Origin of the sequence: Serinicoccus sp. CNJ-927 (assembly GCF_001942435.1) — a bacterium.
Lineage (GTDB): Bacteria > Actinomycetota > Actinomycetes > Actinomycetales > Dermatophilaceae > Ornithinicoccus > Ornithinicoccus marinus.
In genome coordinates this window covers 116,787-133,306 of the sequence record NZ_MKKF01000052.1, presented here as the reverse complement: position 1 = coordinate 133,306, position 16,520 = coordinate 116,787, and the positions used below count along the sequence as shown (strand labels likewise).

13 protein-coding genes are annotated in these 16,520 nt (G+C 69.7%); 6 read left to right on the top strand and 7 right to left on the bottom strand.

Annotated elements, in window-relative coordinates; translation table 11 throughout:
• On the top strand, positions 1-853 hold an 853-nt coding region (locus tag BJF86_RS16735), incomplete at its 5' end, for an IS256 family transposase (protein WP_075820612.1).
• A gap of 141 nt (positions 854-994) precedes the next feature.
• Entirely contained in the window at positions 995-1,834 is an 840-nt protein-coding gene (locus BJF86_RS16730) for a serine/threonine-protein kinase (RefSeq protein ID WP_075820610.1), read from the top strand.
• Positions 1,835-3,953: 2,119 nt separating this feature from the next.
• On the opposite strand, the gene BJF86_RS16725 is transcribed toward BJF86_RS16730, so the two are convergent.
• Complete coding sequence (locus tag BJF86_RS16725) at positions 3,954-6,434, bottom strand: DNA topoisomerase (ATP-hydrolyzing) subunit A (RefSeq protein WP_075820608.1); 2,481 nt, start codon at positions 6,432-6,434, stop codon at positions 3,954-3,956.
• A gap of 164 nt (positions 6,435-6,598) precedes the next feature.
• The gene (locus BJF86_RS16720) at positions 6,599-7,285 is read right to left on the bottom strand and encodes a 5'-methylthioadenosine/adenosylhomocysteine nucleosidase (RefSeq protein ID WP_075820637.1); all 687 of its coding nucleotides are present in this window, start codon (positions 7,283-7,285) and stop codon (positions 6,599-6,601) included.
• Between the two features lie 42 nt (positions 7,286-7,327).
• On the opposite strand from BJF86_RS16720, the gene BJF86_RS16715 reads away from it, so the two are divergent.
• Together BJF86_RS16715 and BJF86_RS16710 are read left to right on the top strand one after the other, a co-directional pair.
• Positions 7,328-8,614, top strand: coding sequence for a metal-dependent hydrolase family protein (locus BJF86_RS16715; RefSeq protein WP_075820606.1), 1,287 nt, complete (start codon positions 7,328-7,330; stop codon positions 8,612-8,614).
• Positions 8,611-9,543: an ornithine cyclodeaminase family protein gene (locus tag BJF86_RS16710; protein ID WP_075820604.1), complete on the top strand. Its 933-nt coding sequence runs from the start codon at positions 8,611-8,613 to the stop codon at positions 9,541-9,543. The genes BJF86_RS16715 and BJF86_RS16710 overlap by 4 nt, the downstream gene beginning before the upstream one ends.
• Before the next feature lie 67 nt (positions 9,544-9,610).
• Here BJF86_RS16710 and BJF86_RS16705 read toward each other — a convergent pair whose 3' ends face one another.
• From BJF86_RS16705 to BJF86_RS16690, 4 genes are all read right to left on the bottom strand, one after another.
• Positions 9,611-10,459, bottom strand: coding sequence for an ABC transporter permease (locus BJF86_RS16705; protein ID WP_075820603.1), 849 nt, complete (start codon positions 10,457-10,459; stop codon positions 9,611-9,613).
• Positions 10,456-11,439 carry an ATP-binding cassette domain-containing protein gene (locus BJF86_RS16700; RefSeq protein ID WP_075820601.1) on the bottom strand — a complete coding sequence of 328 codons (984 nt, stop codon included), beginning with the start codon at positions 11,437-11,439 and terminating at the stop codon, positions 10,456-10,458. Before BJF86_RS16700 ends, BJF86_RS16705 begins: the two co-directional genes overlap by 4 nt.
• Before the next feature lie 19 nt (positions 11,440-11,458).
• Entirely contained in the window at positions 11,459-12,724 is a 1,266-nt protein-coding gene (locus BJF86_RS16695; RefSeq protein ID WP_075820599.1) for a hypothetical protein, read from the bottom strand.
• Positions 12,725-13,031: 307 nt separating this feature from the next.
• Positions 13,032-14,312: an amidohydrolase gene (locus BJF86_RS16690; RefSeq protein ID WP_075820635.1), complete on the bottom strand. Its 1,281-nt coding sequence runs from the start codon at positions 14,310-14,312 to the stop codon at positions 13,032-13,034.
• 43 nt (positions 14,313-14,355) lie between these two features.
• On the opposite strand from BJF86_RS16690, the gene BJF86_RS16685 reads away from it, so the two are divergent.
• Together BJF86_RS16685 and BJF86_RS19420 are read left to right on the top strand one after the other, a co-directional pair.
• Positions 14,356-15,288: a PfkB family carbohydrate kinase gene (locus BJF86_RS16685; RefSeq protein WP_075820597.1), complete on the top strand. Its 933-nt coding sequence runs from the start codon at positions 14,356-14,358 to the stop codon at positions 15,286-15,288.
• A gap of 354 nt (positions 15,289-15,642) precedes the next feature.
• On the top strand, positions 15,643-15,771 hold the full coding sequence (locus tag BJF86_RS19420) for a hypothetical protein (RefSeq protein WP_269087290.1): 129 nt from the start codon (positions 15,643-15,645) through the stop codon (positions 15,769-15,771).
• Positions 15,772-15,819: 48 nt separating this feature from the next.
• On the opposite strand, the gene BJF86_RS16680 is transcribed toward BJF86_RS19420, so the two are convergent.
• The gene (locus BJF86_RS16680) at positions 15,820-16,443 is read right to left on the bottom strand and encodes a nitroreductase family protein (protein WP_075820595.1); all 624 of its coding nucleotides are present in this window, start codon (positions 16,441-16,443) and stop codon (positions 15,820-15,822) included.
• Positions 16,444-16,520 lie beyond the last annotated feature (77 nt).

Genomic DNA, 16,520 nt, shown 5'->3' with positions numbered 1-16,520 from the left:
GATGGCGGCCGAGTTGGACGAGCACGTCGAGTCTTTCCGCACCCGACCCCTGGATGGTGGCCCGTACACGTTCGTCGCCGCTGACGCCTTGGTGCTGAAGGTCCGCGAGGGCGGCCGCGTGGTCAAGGTGTCCGCCCTGGTCGCGACCGGGGCGGGCGCCGAGGGCTATCGGGAGATCCTGGGCATCCAGGTCGCCACCGGGGAAACCGCCGCGTCCTGGCTGAGCTTCTTCCGCGACCTCGTCGCCCGTGGCCTGACCGCGGCCGGGCCGGTGGGGCTGGTCACCTCCGATGCCCACGCCGGCCTGGTCGAGGCCATCGGCGCCACCCTGTCGGGGACAGCCTGGCAGCGGTGCCGCACCCACTACGCCGCGAACCTCATGTCCGCGACCCCCAAGAGCAGCTGGCCGTGGGTCAAGGCGCTGCTGCACTCGGTGTACGACCAGCCCGACGCCACCAGCGTGCACGCCCAGTTCGACCGGGTCCTGGACGCCCTAAGGGAGAAGTTGCCCGCGGTCGCGGGCCACCTGGAGGAAGCACGGGCGGACATCCTGGCGTTCACCGCCTTCCCCAAGGAAGTCTGGCGCCAGATCTGGTCCAACAACCCGAACGAGCGGCTCAACCGCGAGATCCGCCGGCGCACCGACGTCGTCGGCATCTTCCCCAACCGCGAGTCCATCATCCGCCTCGTCGGCGCCGTCCTCGCCGAGCAGCACGACGCCTGGGCCGAGCAACGCCGCTACATCGGACTCGACGTCCTCACCCGTTGCCGGACCGCGCTCACCCAGCCGGAAGAGCCAGCCGATCAGACCCAGGAGGTGACCACCACCCTCGTCCCCGCCCTGACCGCCTAACCCCCCGACGAGGGATCACACACTCGTACACCACTCCACCGGACTTGACCAACACGGGCGGCCGCCTACCGGAACTCAAAACTCATCGTGTCCTCCGCACGCCCCCTTTTGACTAGGCCAAAGACGTGACAAGGTGCACGCATGCCAGATCTCTTAGAAGACGCGTGCAGATTGCTCGGCGTGTCTGTCGTACGGCCCCTCATTGACGGGGGGCAGAAGCAAGTCCACGTTGTCGCCGATCCGTTCGGGCACTGGCATGTCCTCAAACTGATCGACCTCCGGGCGGCGGCCGACCCAGCCGCGCTGGAACGGGCGAGAAGGGAGGTTGCGCTCCTCGGCAACTTGGACCACCCGAACGTCGTGAAGGTGTCCTCAGCCTTTGTGGAGATCGGGACCCCGGTGACGGCGGTGTGCTGGTTGGAGGAGTACCTGAATGGTCAGGATCTACGCTATGCGGGCTCGCGCTGGGGCGCTGAGGAACTGCTGGCGTTAGGTAAAGACGTCTCTGCGGGGCTGGGAGAACTTCACCGCAACCGTGTGATCCACCGCGACCTGAGTCCGGGCAACATACAACTCCTCAGCGATAATCGGTTTGTCGTCATGGATCCTGGCTTTGCGAAGCACACGCTGAGAAGCGGTCTTACAGTAGGCGGGCAGCCAGGCACTCCAGGATTCATGACACCCGAACACCTCCAGAGCTACTCAGGAGCCCCAACGGCAGCGTCGGACGTCTTTGGATGTGCCGCATTGGTGTACTACGCCGCCACTGGTTCCCCTCCGGTCCCGTACAAGGGCGATGACGTCGACTATATGCGTCGTTTGCGCGGAGCCACCCACATACCACTTAGCGCTGCACGACCGGACTTAGAGTCCGGTTTCGTTGCTGTTGTCGAGCGAGCCTTGCATCCGCAACCGGCCCGTCGATACAGAAACGGAGCAGCGCTCAGATCCGCATTGGAAGAGGCTGAGTTGCTTTGGTAACCTTTCTGCAGGACACTGCACGGAACAATCTGATCTCGTGGACGGCGGAGGCGGTCCGCTTTGGCTTTGCGCGAGGGGCGATGTTGTCGCCTTTCTCCTCGCCACGCGAAGGAAACGGGTTCAAGCGATCAGCAATAGATACGTCTGAGTCGATCCAAACTGCTGGCGGGGAGTTCTGGTTCGATCCGATGACACACGCCCTTAACATGCCTAGGGCGGGGGACTTTCGGTTTTATGACGGATGGCCTCTTTGGAGCGATACTCGTGGAGAATTGGTAACGGCTGAGCACCAGCGAGACCATATAAGGCGCGTCTACGATATCCAGGATGGCTTGGGCTCCCCGCGACTGGCACCGACAGTCTTGGTTTCATACCCGGATACGCCGCAGAGTCAGTTGGCGCTCATTCTCGCGGGCGAGGCGGTTACCGAGGATGGCGGCGCATGGGTTGCCATTGCGGGCGACCAGCAATTTTGGACGTCCGGAGCCGAGTTGGATGCGCATATTGGCGCTCTTGACCAATTGGAGCCCGGCGGCTGGCTTCTGACAGTCTCCCGCTCGGATAACGCAATGCCTCCGGGCGCCACGTCCGACGAGATTTACGGGCTTATGCGAAGCGTCTACGCTTTGAGTAGGGACAGGCCGGTGCGAGTGGCCTTCGGGGACTTGAGCGCCCTCCCAGCGATCGCGGCCGGTGCAGAAAGTCTCGGCACCGGTTGGGATATGAGGCAACGCATATGCGCCTATCAAGACTTTGAGGAGCGCCTAGGCGATGCGCCAGGAGGAGGCTGGTATCAGCGCCCCACCCTTGCGGGGCTTCTGGGAGGGCTTGCACAAGGCGAGTACCGGGTGCTCCAATCAGAGGATCCAGAGAGGGCCCGAGCTTTGACCCCAGGCACAATTGGGCCACGGCCGGGGCAGGCCTTTATGCACCACGCCTCAGTGCTTGCTGGCGTTATCTCGGAACTCGCGCCACTCCAAGACCGGGATCGCGTCGAGGCGCTCAGAGCGCGCTACGTCGCTGCGGGGGCGGAGTGGCCCGAAGTGCAGCGAATTACTCATACGCGCCTAGGCTACGCCAATTGGATACAACCGCTACTCGCCGGCGTGGACGCCTTCATGGCTGCCGAGGGCTGGGTCTGATCCGATAGCCGCAAACAGATGTTCGAAACCTCGTAGCCGCTGAGGGAACTTCTGCTTGCGAGGTTGGGGTTTCAGCAGCCAGCCACTGGGCAGGTAGAGTCCCGCTCCCTCATGCTCTAGTGCTTCTTGGGCGCGCAGAGTAGCGGTTTGTCCTAACTGCCCCATTACCACGATATAGTTATCTGCCCAAGTTCGGTAGGAGCGACCCTGCCGGATGGCGCGTTGCCATCCAGTTACTTTGGCCTCGATCGCGTATAGTGTGCCGGTCGGACTGAATGCTGGGTGCCGTACGAGGGAGCCTCCGTCAGTAAATTGAATCGCGCCTGATCTCGTCAATCGAGACAAAACCGAGTCGATGTCCGCGGTTTGCCATGCGAGTCTATTCGCAACGGTCCTCACTGACAGGGGTCTGTGAGGCATCAACACTGACAGGACTGTGCAATCAATCTCTGATAAGACGGGGGGAACTCCTGATGCCATCCTTGAGGCCAACCATTGACCGCAGTTGACCGCTGCGACAAAGTCAGGCAAGCCGAGCGGGCTTGGCATCTCTGGGACGAGGAGGATGTGTTTCGCACCCGGGAGGGCGGTCGCGACCTTGCGCACGAATGGGTGAAGCGAGCGCTCGTCGATTGGTTCGAAGCGTCTACCGCCTAGGGACGTGCTCGGGCGGACTACTTGCAGTGTCATGCTGACGTGCACGCAAGTGCGATCAGTGACGGTGGTGTCGGCATGGGCAACGTGGACATTGCACCATTGTGCGCCAGGGGGTTTCCTGTTGGCGCAGGGCGGCTGGAGCTCCCACGTTCGTGCCGGAGACGTTGTCGGTTCGCTCAACCTCCCACAACTCCGCGCGGGTCTCTTAGGTGACGGCCACGACGAGGGGGACTGCTGCACGCACAGGTGACATTCCGTGGTGCCGAACCCGGTATCCGCTCATCGGCATGAGCGGACGGTCATGACCCCGCCCGTCGACGTCAGCCGACAGCAGCGATCGGGGCGGCTGCGGGCATACCTGAGCCGTCGCGCTTGTCGTTCGTCTCCGGGAGCTCGACGGCGACACCGTTGCCGGAGGCGGCGCGCGGGGGAGCGGCGCCGGCCCAGCCGAGGACGAGGGCGTCCTCGCCGCGCAGGAGCCTGTGGCAGCGGACGCCGCCGGTCGCCCGTCCCTTCGTGGGGTATGCCCACAGGTCGGTGACCTTCACCGAGCCCGTCTGGGTGCCGGGCAGCGAGCCGGAGGTGCCAGCTACGGTCACGACGACGTTCTCCGCCGAGGTGTCGACGGCGGCGAAGCCCACGACAACGGCGCCCGCGCCGAGCTTGATCCCCGCGATGCCGCCGCCGGAGCGCCCCTGCGACCGCACCAGCGACGAGGAGAAGCGCAGCAGCTGCGCGTCCGAGGTGATGAAGACCAGCTCCTCCTCGCCCGTGGCCAGCTCGACCGCGCCGACGACGCTGTCGCCATCCTTGAGCGAGATGACCTCGAAGGAGTCACGGTTCGTGGGATAGTCCGGGTTGACCCGCTTGACGACGCCCTGCTTCGTGCCGAGCGCCAGTCCGGGGCCGTCCCCGGTCAGGGAGCACAGGCCGAGCACCTGCTCGCCCGGCGGCAGGTCGACGAAGGCCGACAGCGGCGCCCCGCCCGACAGGTTCGGCGCGTCGGCCGAGGGCGGCAGCGAGGGCAGCTCGACCACCGACAGGTTCACCACCCGGCCCGCGGTCGTGAGCAGCCCGACGTGCCCGCGGGCGGTCGTCCGCACCCGCGAGGTGATGACGTCGTGCTTAGCCCGCCGGCCGCCGGTGCCGAGTGGCTCGTCGTCGGTGCTCGCGGTGCGGGCCAGCAGCCCGGTGGAGGAGAGCAGCACCCAGCACGGGTCATCGGCGACCTCCAGGTCCATCCCCGACGCCTTGCCACTGGTCGCCCTACCGGCAGCGGAGGAGGACGCACCCGACCCGTCGCTCTCCAGCAGCACCGTCCGCCGCGGGGTCCCGTGCTCGGCCGCGACCGCGGCCAGCTCGTCCGAGACCACCTTGAGCAGCAGCTGCGGGTCGGCGAGGATCGCCTCCAGAGCCTCGATCTCCCGCTGCAGCTCGTCCCGCTCGCTCTCCAGCTCGATCCGGGAGAACTTCGTCAGCTGCCGCAGCGGGATCGCGAGGATGTCGTCGGCCTGCCGCTCGGAGAGGTCGAAGACCTGCATCAGCCGGGTCTTCGCCTCGGCGGCGTCGTCGCTGGACCGGATGAGCTGGATGACCTCGTCGATGTCGAGGATCGCGAGCAGCCGGCCCTCGACGATGTGCAGCCGGTCCTTCTTCTTGCCCAGCCGGTGCTCGGTCCGGCGCCGCACCACGTCGGTGCGGAAGTCGACATACACGCCCAGCAGGTCGCGCAGCCCGAGCGTGCGCGGCTGCCCCTCGACCAGCGCGACGTTGTTGATCCCGAAGGACTCCTCCATGGGGGTGAGCTTGTAGAGCTGCTCCAGCACCGCCTCGGGGTTGAAGCCGGTCTTGATCTCGATGACCAGGTGCAGCCCCTTGGTCCGGTCGGTGAGGTCGATGATGTCCGAGATCCCCTGCAGCTTCTTGCTCTGCGCGAGCTGCTTGACCTTCTCGATGACCTTCTCCGGCCCGACGAGGTAGGGCAGGTCGGTGACGACGATGCCCTTCTTGCGCGGCGTGACGTTCTCGATCCGCGCGGTCGCCCGCGTCTTGAACGACCCGCGCCCGGTCTCGTAGGCCTCACGGATGCCGTCCAGCCCCACGATCCGTCCGCCCAGTGGCAGGTCCGGGCCGGGCACGAAGCGCATGAGCGCCTCCAGGTCGGCCTCCGGGTTGGCGATGAGGTGCCGCGCCGCACCGATGACCTCGCCGAGGTTGTGCGGCGGCATGTTGGTCGCCATCCCGACCGCGATGCCGGTGGCGCCGTTGACCAGCAGGTTCGGGTATGCCGCGGGCAGCACGTCGGGCTGGAAGAGCTGGTCGTCGTAGTTGGGGACGAAGTCGACCGTGCTCTCGTCCAGGCTGCCGGTCATGAGCAGCGCGGCCGGCGCCATCCGCGCCTCGGTGTAGCGGCTGGCCGCCGGCCCGTCGTCCAGCGACCCGAAGTTGCCGTGCCCGTCCACCAGCGGCAGCCGCATGGTGAACGGCTGCGCCATCCGCACCATCGCGTCGTAGATCGCCTGGTCGCCGTGCGGGTGGTACTTACCCATCACCTCACCGACGACCCGCGAGCACTTCACGTGCGGCCGGTCCGGCCGCAGCCCCAGCTCGTGCATCCCGTAGAGGATCCGCCGCTGCACCGGCTTGAGCCCGTCCCGCGCGTCTGGCAGCGCCCGCGAGTAGATGACCGAGTAGGCATACTCCAGGAACGCCCCCTCCATCTCCTGGACGGCGTCGACCTCGAGGATCTTCTCCTCGACGTCGAAGAGGTCCTCGCTCTGCGGGCGCTTGCGGCGGGCCATGGGGGTGGTGCGACCTTTCGTGCTCACGGTGGGTCCCGGCGGGCACGCCAGGGTGGACTCAGGGTATGCCGCCGCCCGCCGAAGGCGACGGAGGCGCGGCCCTGGGCGCCCAACCGGCGGTCCAGAGGGGTATGCCGTGGGCCGCCGCCGCTGTCGCGCCCTGGTCAGCGCAGGTAGTGCTGGACGACGTCGGCCATGAGCCGCGCCGACCCCACGAGGAAGGCCGGGAAGTCCTGCGCGGCGCCGTGGTCGGCGGTGTCGGAGAGCGCCCGCAGGACGGCGAACGGCATACCGAGCGTCGTCGCGGCCTGGGCCGCCGCCGCACCCTCCATCTCCACGCAGAGCGCGCCGAAGTCGGCGTGGATCGCCGCCGCCCGCGGGGCGGAGGCGACGAACTGGTCGCCCGAGGCGATGCGGCCCTCGTGCACCTGGCGCCCGTCGCGTCCGGCGCAGGCGTCGGCCGCCGCCAGCAGGCGCTCGCTCATCGCCCGGTCAGCGGACCACGAGCCGGGCTCGCCGAGGAGCTGCCCGGGCGGCCGGCCCAGCGCCGTCACGTCCACGTCGTGCTGGACCAGGTCGGTCGCCACCACGAGGTCCCCGACCCGCTGGCCGGGCGCGACGCCCCCGCCGACCCCGGTGAACAGCAGCGACGTGGCCCCGGCCGAGCGCAGGAGGGTGGTCGCCATGGCGCCGTTGACCTTGCCCACGCCGCAGCGGGCTAGCAGCACCTCGTTCCCGTGCAGCCGCCCCTGGTGGACGGCGAGGTGGCCCGCCCGCAGCTCGACCGGGTCCTCCAGCAGGGACCTGTTGTCGGCGACCTCCGTCTCGATGGCCCCGAGGATGGCGAGCATGGCGCCGATCATCGCAGACCGGTCGGGGTTAGCCTCGAGGCCATGACCAGCACCCTCTTCAGCGGCGGCACGGTCGTCGACGGCACCCTGACCGAGCCGCGCCAGGCGGACGTCCTCGTCCGGGACGGTCGGATCGCCGACGTCGGCCCCTCGCTCGGTGTTGACACGGACGTCGTCGTCGACTGCTCTGGGCGGACCGTGACGCCCGGGCTGTTCGACTGCCATGTGCACGTGATGTTCGAGCAGCCGAGCATGGTCCAGGTGCTGCAGACGCCCTTCAGCCTGCCGTTCTACGAGGCGGCGGGGAGGTTGCGACGCACCCTCGCGACCGGCGTGACCTGGGTGCGCGACGCGGGCGGGGCCGACCTCGGCGTAGCGGAGGCGGTGCGCCGCGGGTTGACGCCGGGGCCGCGCCTGCAGATCGCGGTCAACATGATCAGTCAGACCGGCGGTCACGGTGACGACTGGCAGGCCTGCGGCGCCCACGTCGGGCTCATCCAGGAGCACCCCGGCTGCCCGTCAGCCGTCGTCGACGGCCCGGTGGAGATGCGCAAGAAGGTGCGTGAGCTCATCCGCGCCGGCGCCGACGTGCTCAAGGTCGCGACCAGCGGCGGCGTGCTCTCGCCGCGCAGCAACCCGCTGCACGGCCACCTGCGCGACGACGAGCTGGACGCCCTGGTCACCGAGGCCACCGCGGCGGGCCTGCACGTCATGGCGCACGCGCAGGCCACCGACGGCATCAAGGCCGCGGTCCGCGCCGGCATCCGCTCCATCGAGCACGGCATCTACCTCGACGACCAGGCGATCGAGATGATGCTCGACCGTGGCACCTGGCTGGTGCCGACGCTGCTCGCCCCCCGGGCTGTGCTCGCGCAGGCGGATGCAGGCATACCCCTCCCTGACGCGGTCGTCGCCAAGGCGCGCATGGTGTCCGAGGCGCACGACGACTCGGTCCGGCGCGCGATCGCCGCGGGCGTCAAGGTCGCGATGGGCACCGACTCCGGGGTCGGCGCCCACGGCACCAACCTCGACGAGCTCGCGATCATGCGCCACCTCGGCATGAGCGAGCTCGAGGCCTGGCACGCCACGACACAGGTCGCCGCCGAGCTGCTCGGGGTGGAGCAGGATCACGGCACGCTGGAGCCGGGCAAGGTGGCCGACGTGGTCGTGCTCGACGGGAGCTACGACGACCTGGCCGGGCTCGGCCAGCGCGTGCGGTCGGTGTGGCTGGCGGGGGAGCCGGTGGCGGGGCCGGAGGTCGTGGGCGGCTCGACCGGCGAGGGCGCGGTGACTGGGTCTGGCTCGGGGACCGGGGGGGAGCAGGGGTGACGCTCGTCCTCGACGCCGCCGCGGTCCGGGAGTCGCTCGACCCTGCGGCGCTGGTGGCGGCGCTGCGTGAGGTCTTCGCCGGGGGAGGCGTCGTCGCGCCGGAGCGCAGCCACGTGCCGCTGGACGACGAGCACGAGGCGACCCTGCTGCTCATGCCGGCCTGGCGCAGCGGCGACCTGCTCGGGGTGAAGGTCGCCACCCACCACCCCCGCAACGGCGAGCTCGGGCTGCCCGCGATCCACGGCACCTACCTGCTGCTCGACCACGCCACCGGGGTGCCGCAGGCGATCCTCGACGGGACCGAGCTGACCCGGTGGCGGACGGCCGCCGCGAGCGCGCTCGCCGCCGACCACCTCGCCCCGGACGAGGTCGGCGAGCACCTGGTCGTGGGCGCCGGCAACGTGGCCGCCGCCGTCCCGGCGTGCTACGCCGCGTTCCGCCGAGTCGGTCACACCAGCGTCTGGGCACGGGACCGTGGACGCGCGGCGCGGCTGGTCGAGGAGCTGCGCGAGCAGGGGTATGCGGCGGACGTCGCCGACGACCTGCGCGCCGCGGTGCGCCGCGCCGACGTCGTGACCACCGCCACCTCGGCCACGAGTCCGCTCGTCCTGGGGGAGGACGTGTCGCCCGGGACGCACGTCGACCTCATCGGGTCGTTCAGCCCGCAGATGGTCGAGGCGGACGAAGCACTCATGACGCGGGCGCGGATCGTCGTCGACGTGCCCGAGGCGCGGCAGACCGCGGGGGAGCTGGTCGGACCGCTTCGCCGTGGTGCCCTCGACGAGGGGGATGTGCGGCTCACCCTGGCCGACCTCGTGAGCGGGCGAGAGACGGGGCGCGAGACTGCCGAGCAGGTGACCGCCTTCGTGTCGGTCGGCACGGCCGCCGAGGATATCGCCGCTGCGGCGCTGGTGCTGCGCTCGCGGTAGGGCTGGGCGACGCCACCTGGACCACTGGGCGCGCGGCGCGCACTCCGAGGGCCTCGCGTGGCGCGGCTCAGCGTGAGGACGCCTGCCGGAAGCGGTTGACCGAGAGCGGGATGAAGATCGCCATGAGCAGGATCGAGCCTGCGAGCACCGTGACGACCGAGTTCTGCATGGGCCAGGTGTCCGGGGTCGGGGCCGACCCGGTGTTGCCGAAGAGCTCGCGCGCGGCCTGGACCAGCGCCGAGATCGGGTTCCAGTTGGCGAAGATCTCCAGCGCCCGCGGCAAATCGTCCGTCTGGACGAAGGCGTTGGAGATGAAGGTCAGCGGGAAGAGGATCATGAACGAGGCGTTGTTGATCACCTCCGGGGTGGGCACGATGATCCCCAGGAGCGTCATCACCCAGCTGAAGGCATAGCTGAAGAACAGCAGGATCAGCACCCCGCCGAGGAACGACACCCACCCGTCGGTGAAGCGCCAGCCCACGGCGAGGCCGCTGAGCATCATGATGACCATCGAGACGGAGTTCAGCGCCAGGTCGGCGTTGGTCCGGCCGAAGAGCACCGCCGAGTCGTGCATCGGAAGCGTCCGGAAACGGTCGATCATCCCCTCCTTGAGGTCCTGCGCCATCTGGAAGCCGGAGAAGGTCGAGCCGAACAGCACCGTCTGGCCGAAGATCCCGGCCATGAGGTAGTTGGTGTAGTCGCCACCCTCGATCTGGATCGATCCGCCGTAGACCTGGCTGAACAGCAGGACGAACATGATCGGCTGGAGCACCGCGAAGAGCAGCATCTCCGGGTTGCGGCGGAACTTGATGAGGTTGCGCCACGTGACCGTGCGCACGTCGGAGGCCCAGGTCGCCAGGCCGGAGCGGGGAGCCGCGCGGTGGGCGGCCGGGGCGGGTGCGGTCTGGGTGCTCATGCGCTCTCGTCCTCCAGGACATCGGTGTCGTCGGCCTGCTCGCGGCCGGTGAGGGTGAGGAAGACGTCGTCGAGCGTCGGACGGCGCATGCCGGCGTCGTGGAGCTCGACCCCGGCCTCCCCGAGGGAGGAGAGGACGTGCTGCAGCGTCTGCGGTCCGCCGTCGACGGGCACGGACAGGGTGCGCCCGGCCGAGTCGGTCTGCACGTCGTCGGTCCCGTGCCGGTGCAGCACCTCGCGCGCGGTCGCGGCCTGGGCGGAGTCGACCAGGGTGACGACGACCCGGTGCCCGCCGACCTGCGCCTTGAGCTCGTCGGCGGTGCCCTCGGCGATGACCTTGCCGTGGTCGATGACGCTGATGTCGTCGGCGAGGTAGTCGGCCTCCTCGAGGTACTGCGTGGTCAGCAGCACCGTGGTGCCCTGGCCGACCAGGGTCTTGATGACGTCCCACAGCCCGAGTCGGCTACGCGGGTCCAGCCCCGTCGTCGGCTCGTCGAGGAAGAGGATCTGCGGGTCGTTGACGAGCGCGCAGGCGAGGTCGATCCGGCGGCGCATTCCTCCGGAGAAGCCCTTCACCGGGCGGTCGCCGGCGTCGACGAGGTCGAACTGCTCCAGCAGCTCGCTCGCCCGGGCCCTGGCCGTGCCGCCGCCCAGGTGGTAGAGCCGCCCCACCATCTCGAGGTTCTCCCGGCCGGTGAGGTGCTCGTCGACGGCGGCATACTGCCCGCTGGCCCCGATCACCCGGCGCACACCCTCCGGGTCGCGCAGCACGTCGACCCCGGCGACGGTCGCCGACCCAGAGTCGGGCTGCAGCAGCGTGTTGAGCACCTTGACGGTGGTCGTCTTGCCGGCGCCGTTGGGCCCGAGCAGGCCCTTGACGGTGCCCTCCGGCACGCTGAGCGACAGCCCGTCCAGGGCGTGCACGTCGCCGGAGCGCGAGCGGTAGGTCTTGCGCAGGTCCTGTGCCTCGATGATGGTCACGGATGCACCTCGATGGTCGTCACGGAGGACGATCGTAGGCCCACGCACCGACAGCGCCATGATTGTTGTCAGGGGTAGCGCGAGATCCCGTCTGGCCCGGCGACGACGTCGAGCTCGTGTGGGGGTCCTTCAGAATCACCTCTAGGGCGCGCGCCGTCGGTGGGTTCTGTGGCTTTCCATCAAGACCGCAGGTGAAGAGTAGGTGGTCGCTGCGGAACTTCTCCTCGCTCTGGCCCAGCAGCCGTGATCTGAAACAGCGGAAGCCGTCCGGGACAGAGGCACTGCCTCCGGATAGGGCTTCCCCTGTCTGAGGGTCGACCACCATCACATCGCCCCGCTGCTGCACTGTCTCCAGCTTCGAGTCAACAGGTCTGCTCAATTCGGAGTTCATAGCGGTCCAGTCGGATCCCGTGATGGCGATGCTCCAGAGCTCTTCACCGGTCGACTCCACGACACCGGAGAGCGTGACTTGGTTCGTCCCATCGAAATTGAGCGTCCCCGTGTCGTAGTCCACCCTCGCCGCACCTGTGCCCTCGCAGACCAGGACGACGTCTGATTCTTCATCTGCGGCGCCACCGCAGAGGCCCGCACCGTCTCTTCGCCACAATTCGGCGCCTGTCTCGAGATCGAGGGCGAGAAGTGGGTGATCCTGCAGGGGCAGTTCCCCTACCTCGTCTTCCTGGGAGTAGTACAAGTCTGCGATGTACACCCCAGCGGCCTTGCGTGTGCTCCCGGCAACAACGCGGCCACGGGGCAGCTCAAGCTCCACCAGTGGGCGCTCCCAGACAACTCCGTCGGCGTCAAGCCCACGCATGGTTTCCACGCCCTCAACATCCATCCTCCGCACGACGATGCCATCGCTTGCCGAGACTGGTGAAGAGGTTGACGTATGCTCGCCGACCCTGAGCTCGCCTTCGTCCAGGGTGACCTGCCAGTCGGTGTAATTCTCGTCATCTCCCACATAGCCGCGGAAGCACACGCGATCATCGAGACAGGCCCAGGGAAGCGCATAAACGGCGACCGGTTCTTCGAGACGCGCTACCTCGCGCCCGGACCCGTTGATCGCCACGAGGTGCACCCATGGCGCTTGATGAGTGCTCGGGACCGTGACGATGACGAGATCGCTGAGAAGGGGAGGCGCCGAAACACGTGTTGCGCCCGAGAGGCTAGTCGTCAGACGCCATTCCTCTGCCCCGGAGTCAGCGTCGATTCCGGCGAGCAGAAGCTCTGAAGAGTCCTGAGAATACTCAGGCTCGATATAGCTGATGATGCGACCCTCGGTCATGACGGGATTGGACAAGAGACTTGTCTCCCAGGTCCAAGCCGGATCCGGCTCAGGCTCCGCAGTCGCTCCATGCTCATCACCAGGGCCCGGGGCAGAGGTCGCCGAACCGTTTTCGGTGGTAGACGAGGTCGATGGGCTGTCTGCGGCGCTGCAGCCCCCTGTGCACAAAGCCAGCGCAGCCGAGATGGCTATGTATCCATGAATTCGCCTCATGGCCTCACGCTATGTCTAGAACGACTAGGCAGCCGGCCTCACTGCTCCGCCTGTGGAAGACCCGGGCGCCACGCAGCGCCCGTCCGGACGAGCCCTACCGCCCGATCCAGGCCATCGCCGCGGCGACCATCGCCCGCACCCCGGTGTCGAGCATCGGCTGCAGCACCGGCGCGAAGTGCGGGGAGTGGTTGTCGGGAAAGGCAGGATCTGTCCGCTCGGTGCCGCGCTCCCGGGCCGCCTCCCAGGCCCCGGCGTCGAAGGCGCCGAAGCCCCAGTAGCAGGACGGGGCGCCCCACGCCGCGGGCAGCTCCCCGAAGTCCTCCGAGCCCATCTCCGGGGTGAACTCGCCGACCCGGTCGGTCCCGAGCTCGGCCTCCAGGGCCGCCCGGACCCGGGCCGTGGCATCGGGCTCGTTGTCGGTCACCGGCAGGTGGTCGAAGGTCTCGAAGCCGGGCTCGGGGGCACCCCAGGCCAGCGCCTCGGCGAGCGCGGTCCGCTCGATGACCTCCAGGCAGTGCGCGGCCACCGCACCGTCGTAGGTGCGCACCGTGCCCTCCAGGACGGCGTGCTCGGGGATGATGTTGGTCTTGGTGCCGGCGCTGATCCGGCCCACCGTCACCACCGCGGTCGCCTGCGGCGACACCTGCCGCGAGACGACCGTCTGCAGCCGCATCACCAGCGAGGCGGCCATCACCACGGGGTCGATCGCCGTGTGCGGCGCGGAGCCGTGGCCACCCTTGCCGTGCAGCGTGATCCGGAAGTCGTCGCAGCTGGCCATGATCGGTCCGGGAGCCACCTCCACCGACCCGGCCGCGCCGGGCAGCACGTGCTGGCCGAGCGCCACGTCGGGCCGGGGCACCAGGTCGACGAGCCCGTCGGCCACCATGGCCTCGGCGCCGTTGAACTGCTCCTCGGCCGGCTGGAAGACCGCCACCACCGTCCCGGCCCAGTGCTCGCGCCCCTGGAGCAGCAGCCGCAGCGCGCCGAGCAGCGTCGCCACGTGGGTGTCGTGCCCGCAGGCGTGCATCACCGGCACCTGCTCGCCCGCGTCGTTGGTGACCCGCACGGTCGAGGCGTAGTCGAGGCCGGTGTCCTCGGCGACCGGCAGGCCGTCCATGTCGGCCCGGAGCAGGACGGTCGGCCCGGAAGCACTGTCGTTGCGCGCGACCACGACCACCCCGGTCCCCCCGATGCCGGTGCGCACCTCCAGCTCACCGGCCGTCGGCATACCCGAGACCTCCTGGACCACCCGGGCAGCCGTCAGGTGCTCGGCCATCGAAAGCTCGGGATGGGCGTGCAGGTGGCGGTAGAGGTCCTCCACCCACTCCCGGACGTCGGGCAGGGCGGCCAGCACAGCGGCGGTGGGGGTGCTCATGCGGTGAGGGTATGCGCTCGCCCGCCGTGGCAGGGTACGGCCCATGACGCAGACGCCGCGCAGGGTCATCCACACCGGTCAGGCCATGGTCGACCTCGTGCTCGAGGTGGACCACCTGCCCGCGCGCGGCGGCAACGTCATGGCGGACCGGGCGACGAGGTATGCCGGTGGCTCGGTCACCATCGTCGTCGCGGCGGCGCGCTCCGGGGCGGCGGCGGTGCTCGCGGGGGCGGTCGGCACCGGGCCGAACGGGGACCTGGTGCGGGAGGTGCTGGAGCGCGAGGGGGTCGAGGTCAGCGCACCGCCGGTCGAGGAGCTGGACACCGGCGTGTGCGTGGTCCTCGTCGAGCCGAGCGCCGAGCGCACCTTCGTCACCACCCGCGCCGCCGAGCGGCGGATCACCGCGGGATCGCTCGCCACCAGCGCGGCGGCACCGGGGGACCTGGTGTGCCTGTCCGGCTACACCCTCTTCGAGCCCACCCGCGATCCGCTGCTCGCGTGGGTGGAGGGCCTGCCGGAGGGCGTCGAGGTCGTGCTCGACCCCGGTGCTCCCTTCGCCACCTTCGACGCCGGCCTCGTCGAGCGGGTGCTGGCCCGGACCACGGTGTGGACCTCCAACGCCGCGGAGGCGGCCGAGCTGACGGGCGTGGAGGGCTCGCCCGCCGACCTGTGCGACGCCGTCGCCGCCCGGCTGCCCGAGGGGGCGGTGGTCGTCGTCCGGGACGGGCCCCAGGGGTGCGCGGTCCGGGTGGAGGCCGAGACGACGCCGGTGGCCGGCTTCCCGCAGACCCCGGTCGACACCAACGGGGCGGGGGACACGCACACCGGAGCCCTGTGTGCCGAGGTGGCGGGCGGCCGCGGCTGGGTGGAGGCCGCACGGCGAGCCAACGCGGCGGGGGCCATCAAGGTCACCCGGCGAGGTCCGGCCACCGCGCCGACCTCGGCGGAGGTCGACGACTTCCTCGCCTCGCGCTGAGGTGCCCGGGCCCGCCCAGCCCGGGGCGGGTGCGCGTCGTGGTGCTGCCCGGGCTGGTGAGCACCACGAGGTGGCCGTCGCGTCCGGCAAGGTCACGATCCGGTCACGTTCTCCCCGTGGACGCAACGGCAGACGCCATGCTGGGCATCTAGAGGTCAGAGGCCGGCGCGCAGGGGGCGCCGTCCTTCACCTCGACGACAAGGATGACGCGATGGACCTCGACAGCTCGCCGCACCAGCCGACCCTCGCCGCGCCAGCCCGCCGCGGTCGCACGCCTCGCGGCGGGGCCGCCGTCCTCGACCCCACCCGGCACGCGCCGGAGGTCCAGCTCGCGCTGCCGCCCTGCTCGTCGTCGTGGCCGGACCGGTCGCCAGCGCCCTGGCGCCGACCAGTGCCGTCGTCGCCGGGGCCTCGGTCGTCCTGCTCCTCGTGGGCATCGGGCTGGCGCTCCTGGCGACGATCAGCCTGCTGCGCAACGCCTGACCTCGCTTCCCCCGACCTCCCTCGGCCTCGACCCCCTCGCCTCCGGCCTCACCCGGTCCAGGGCGTCCCGAACCTCCCCTCGTGCGCCACCTCGCCCACCGGGCGCCGTCCGCGACGCAGCGAGGGGGAGGGGCGGTCCGGCGCGGCATACCCCATCGCCACCACACCGACGATTCGCCGGTCCGGCGGTGCCTCCAGCGCGTCGAGCGTCGCCTCCTGCCGGTCGGCCGGCACACCGAAGAACAACCCACCGAGACCCTCGTCTACGGCGGTCAGCAGCATGAGCAGCGCGGCCATGCCGGTGTCGACGTCCCAGTAGGGCACCGGCCAGTGCTCCTCGGACCGATCGGTCAGACCCTTGTCCGGCTCGGCATACCGGTCCAGATAGGCCTGCTTGTCGGACAGGCAGACGACGAGGCAGGGGGCGCTGCTCACCCCGCGCAGCCAGGAGTCCATGCGCCCGCGCGCCACCTCGCCGGTCGACGCCGACCAGAAGCGGCCGCGCTCCTCCTCGCGCGTGAGGACGACGAAGTCCCAGCCCTGGGAGAAGCCGGCGCTCGGCGCCCGGATCGCGTGGCGTAGCGCCCGGTCGACGAGCTCCCGCGGCACCGGCCGGTCGGGGTCGTAGGCCCGCACCATCCGGCGGGCGCGCACCACGTCGCGGAACTCCATACCCGCGGATCCTGCCACGGGGCACCGACACCCGCGGCGGTCGCAGGCGACATCCGGGTCCCGCCAGGGGCTCTCCG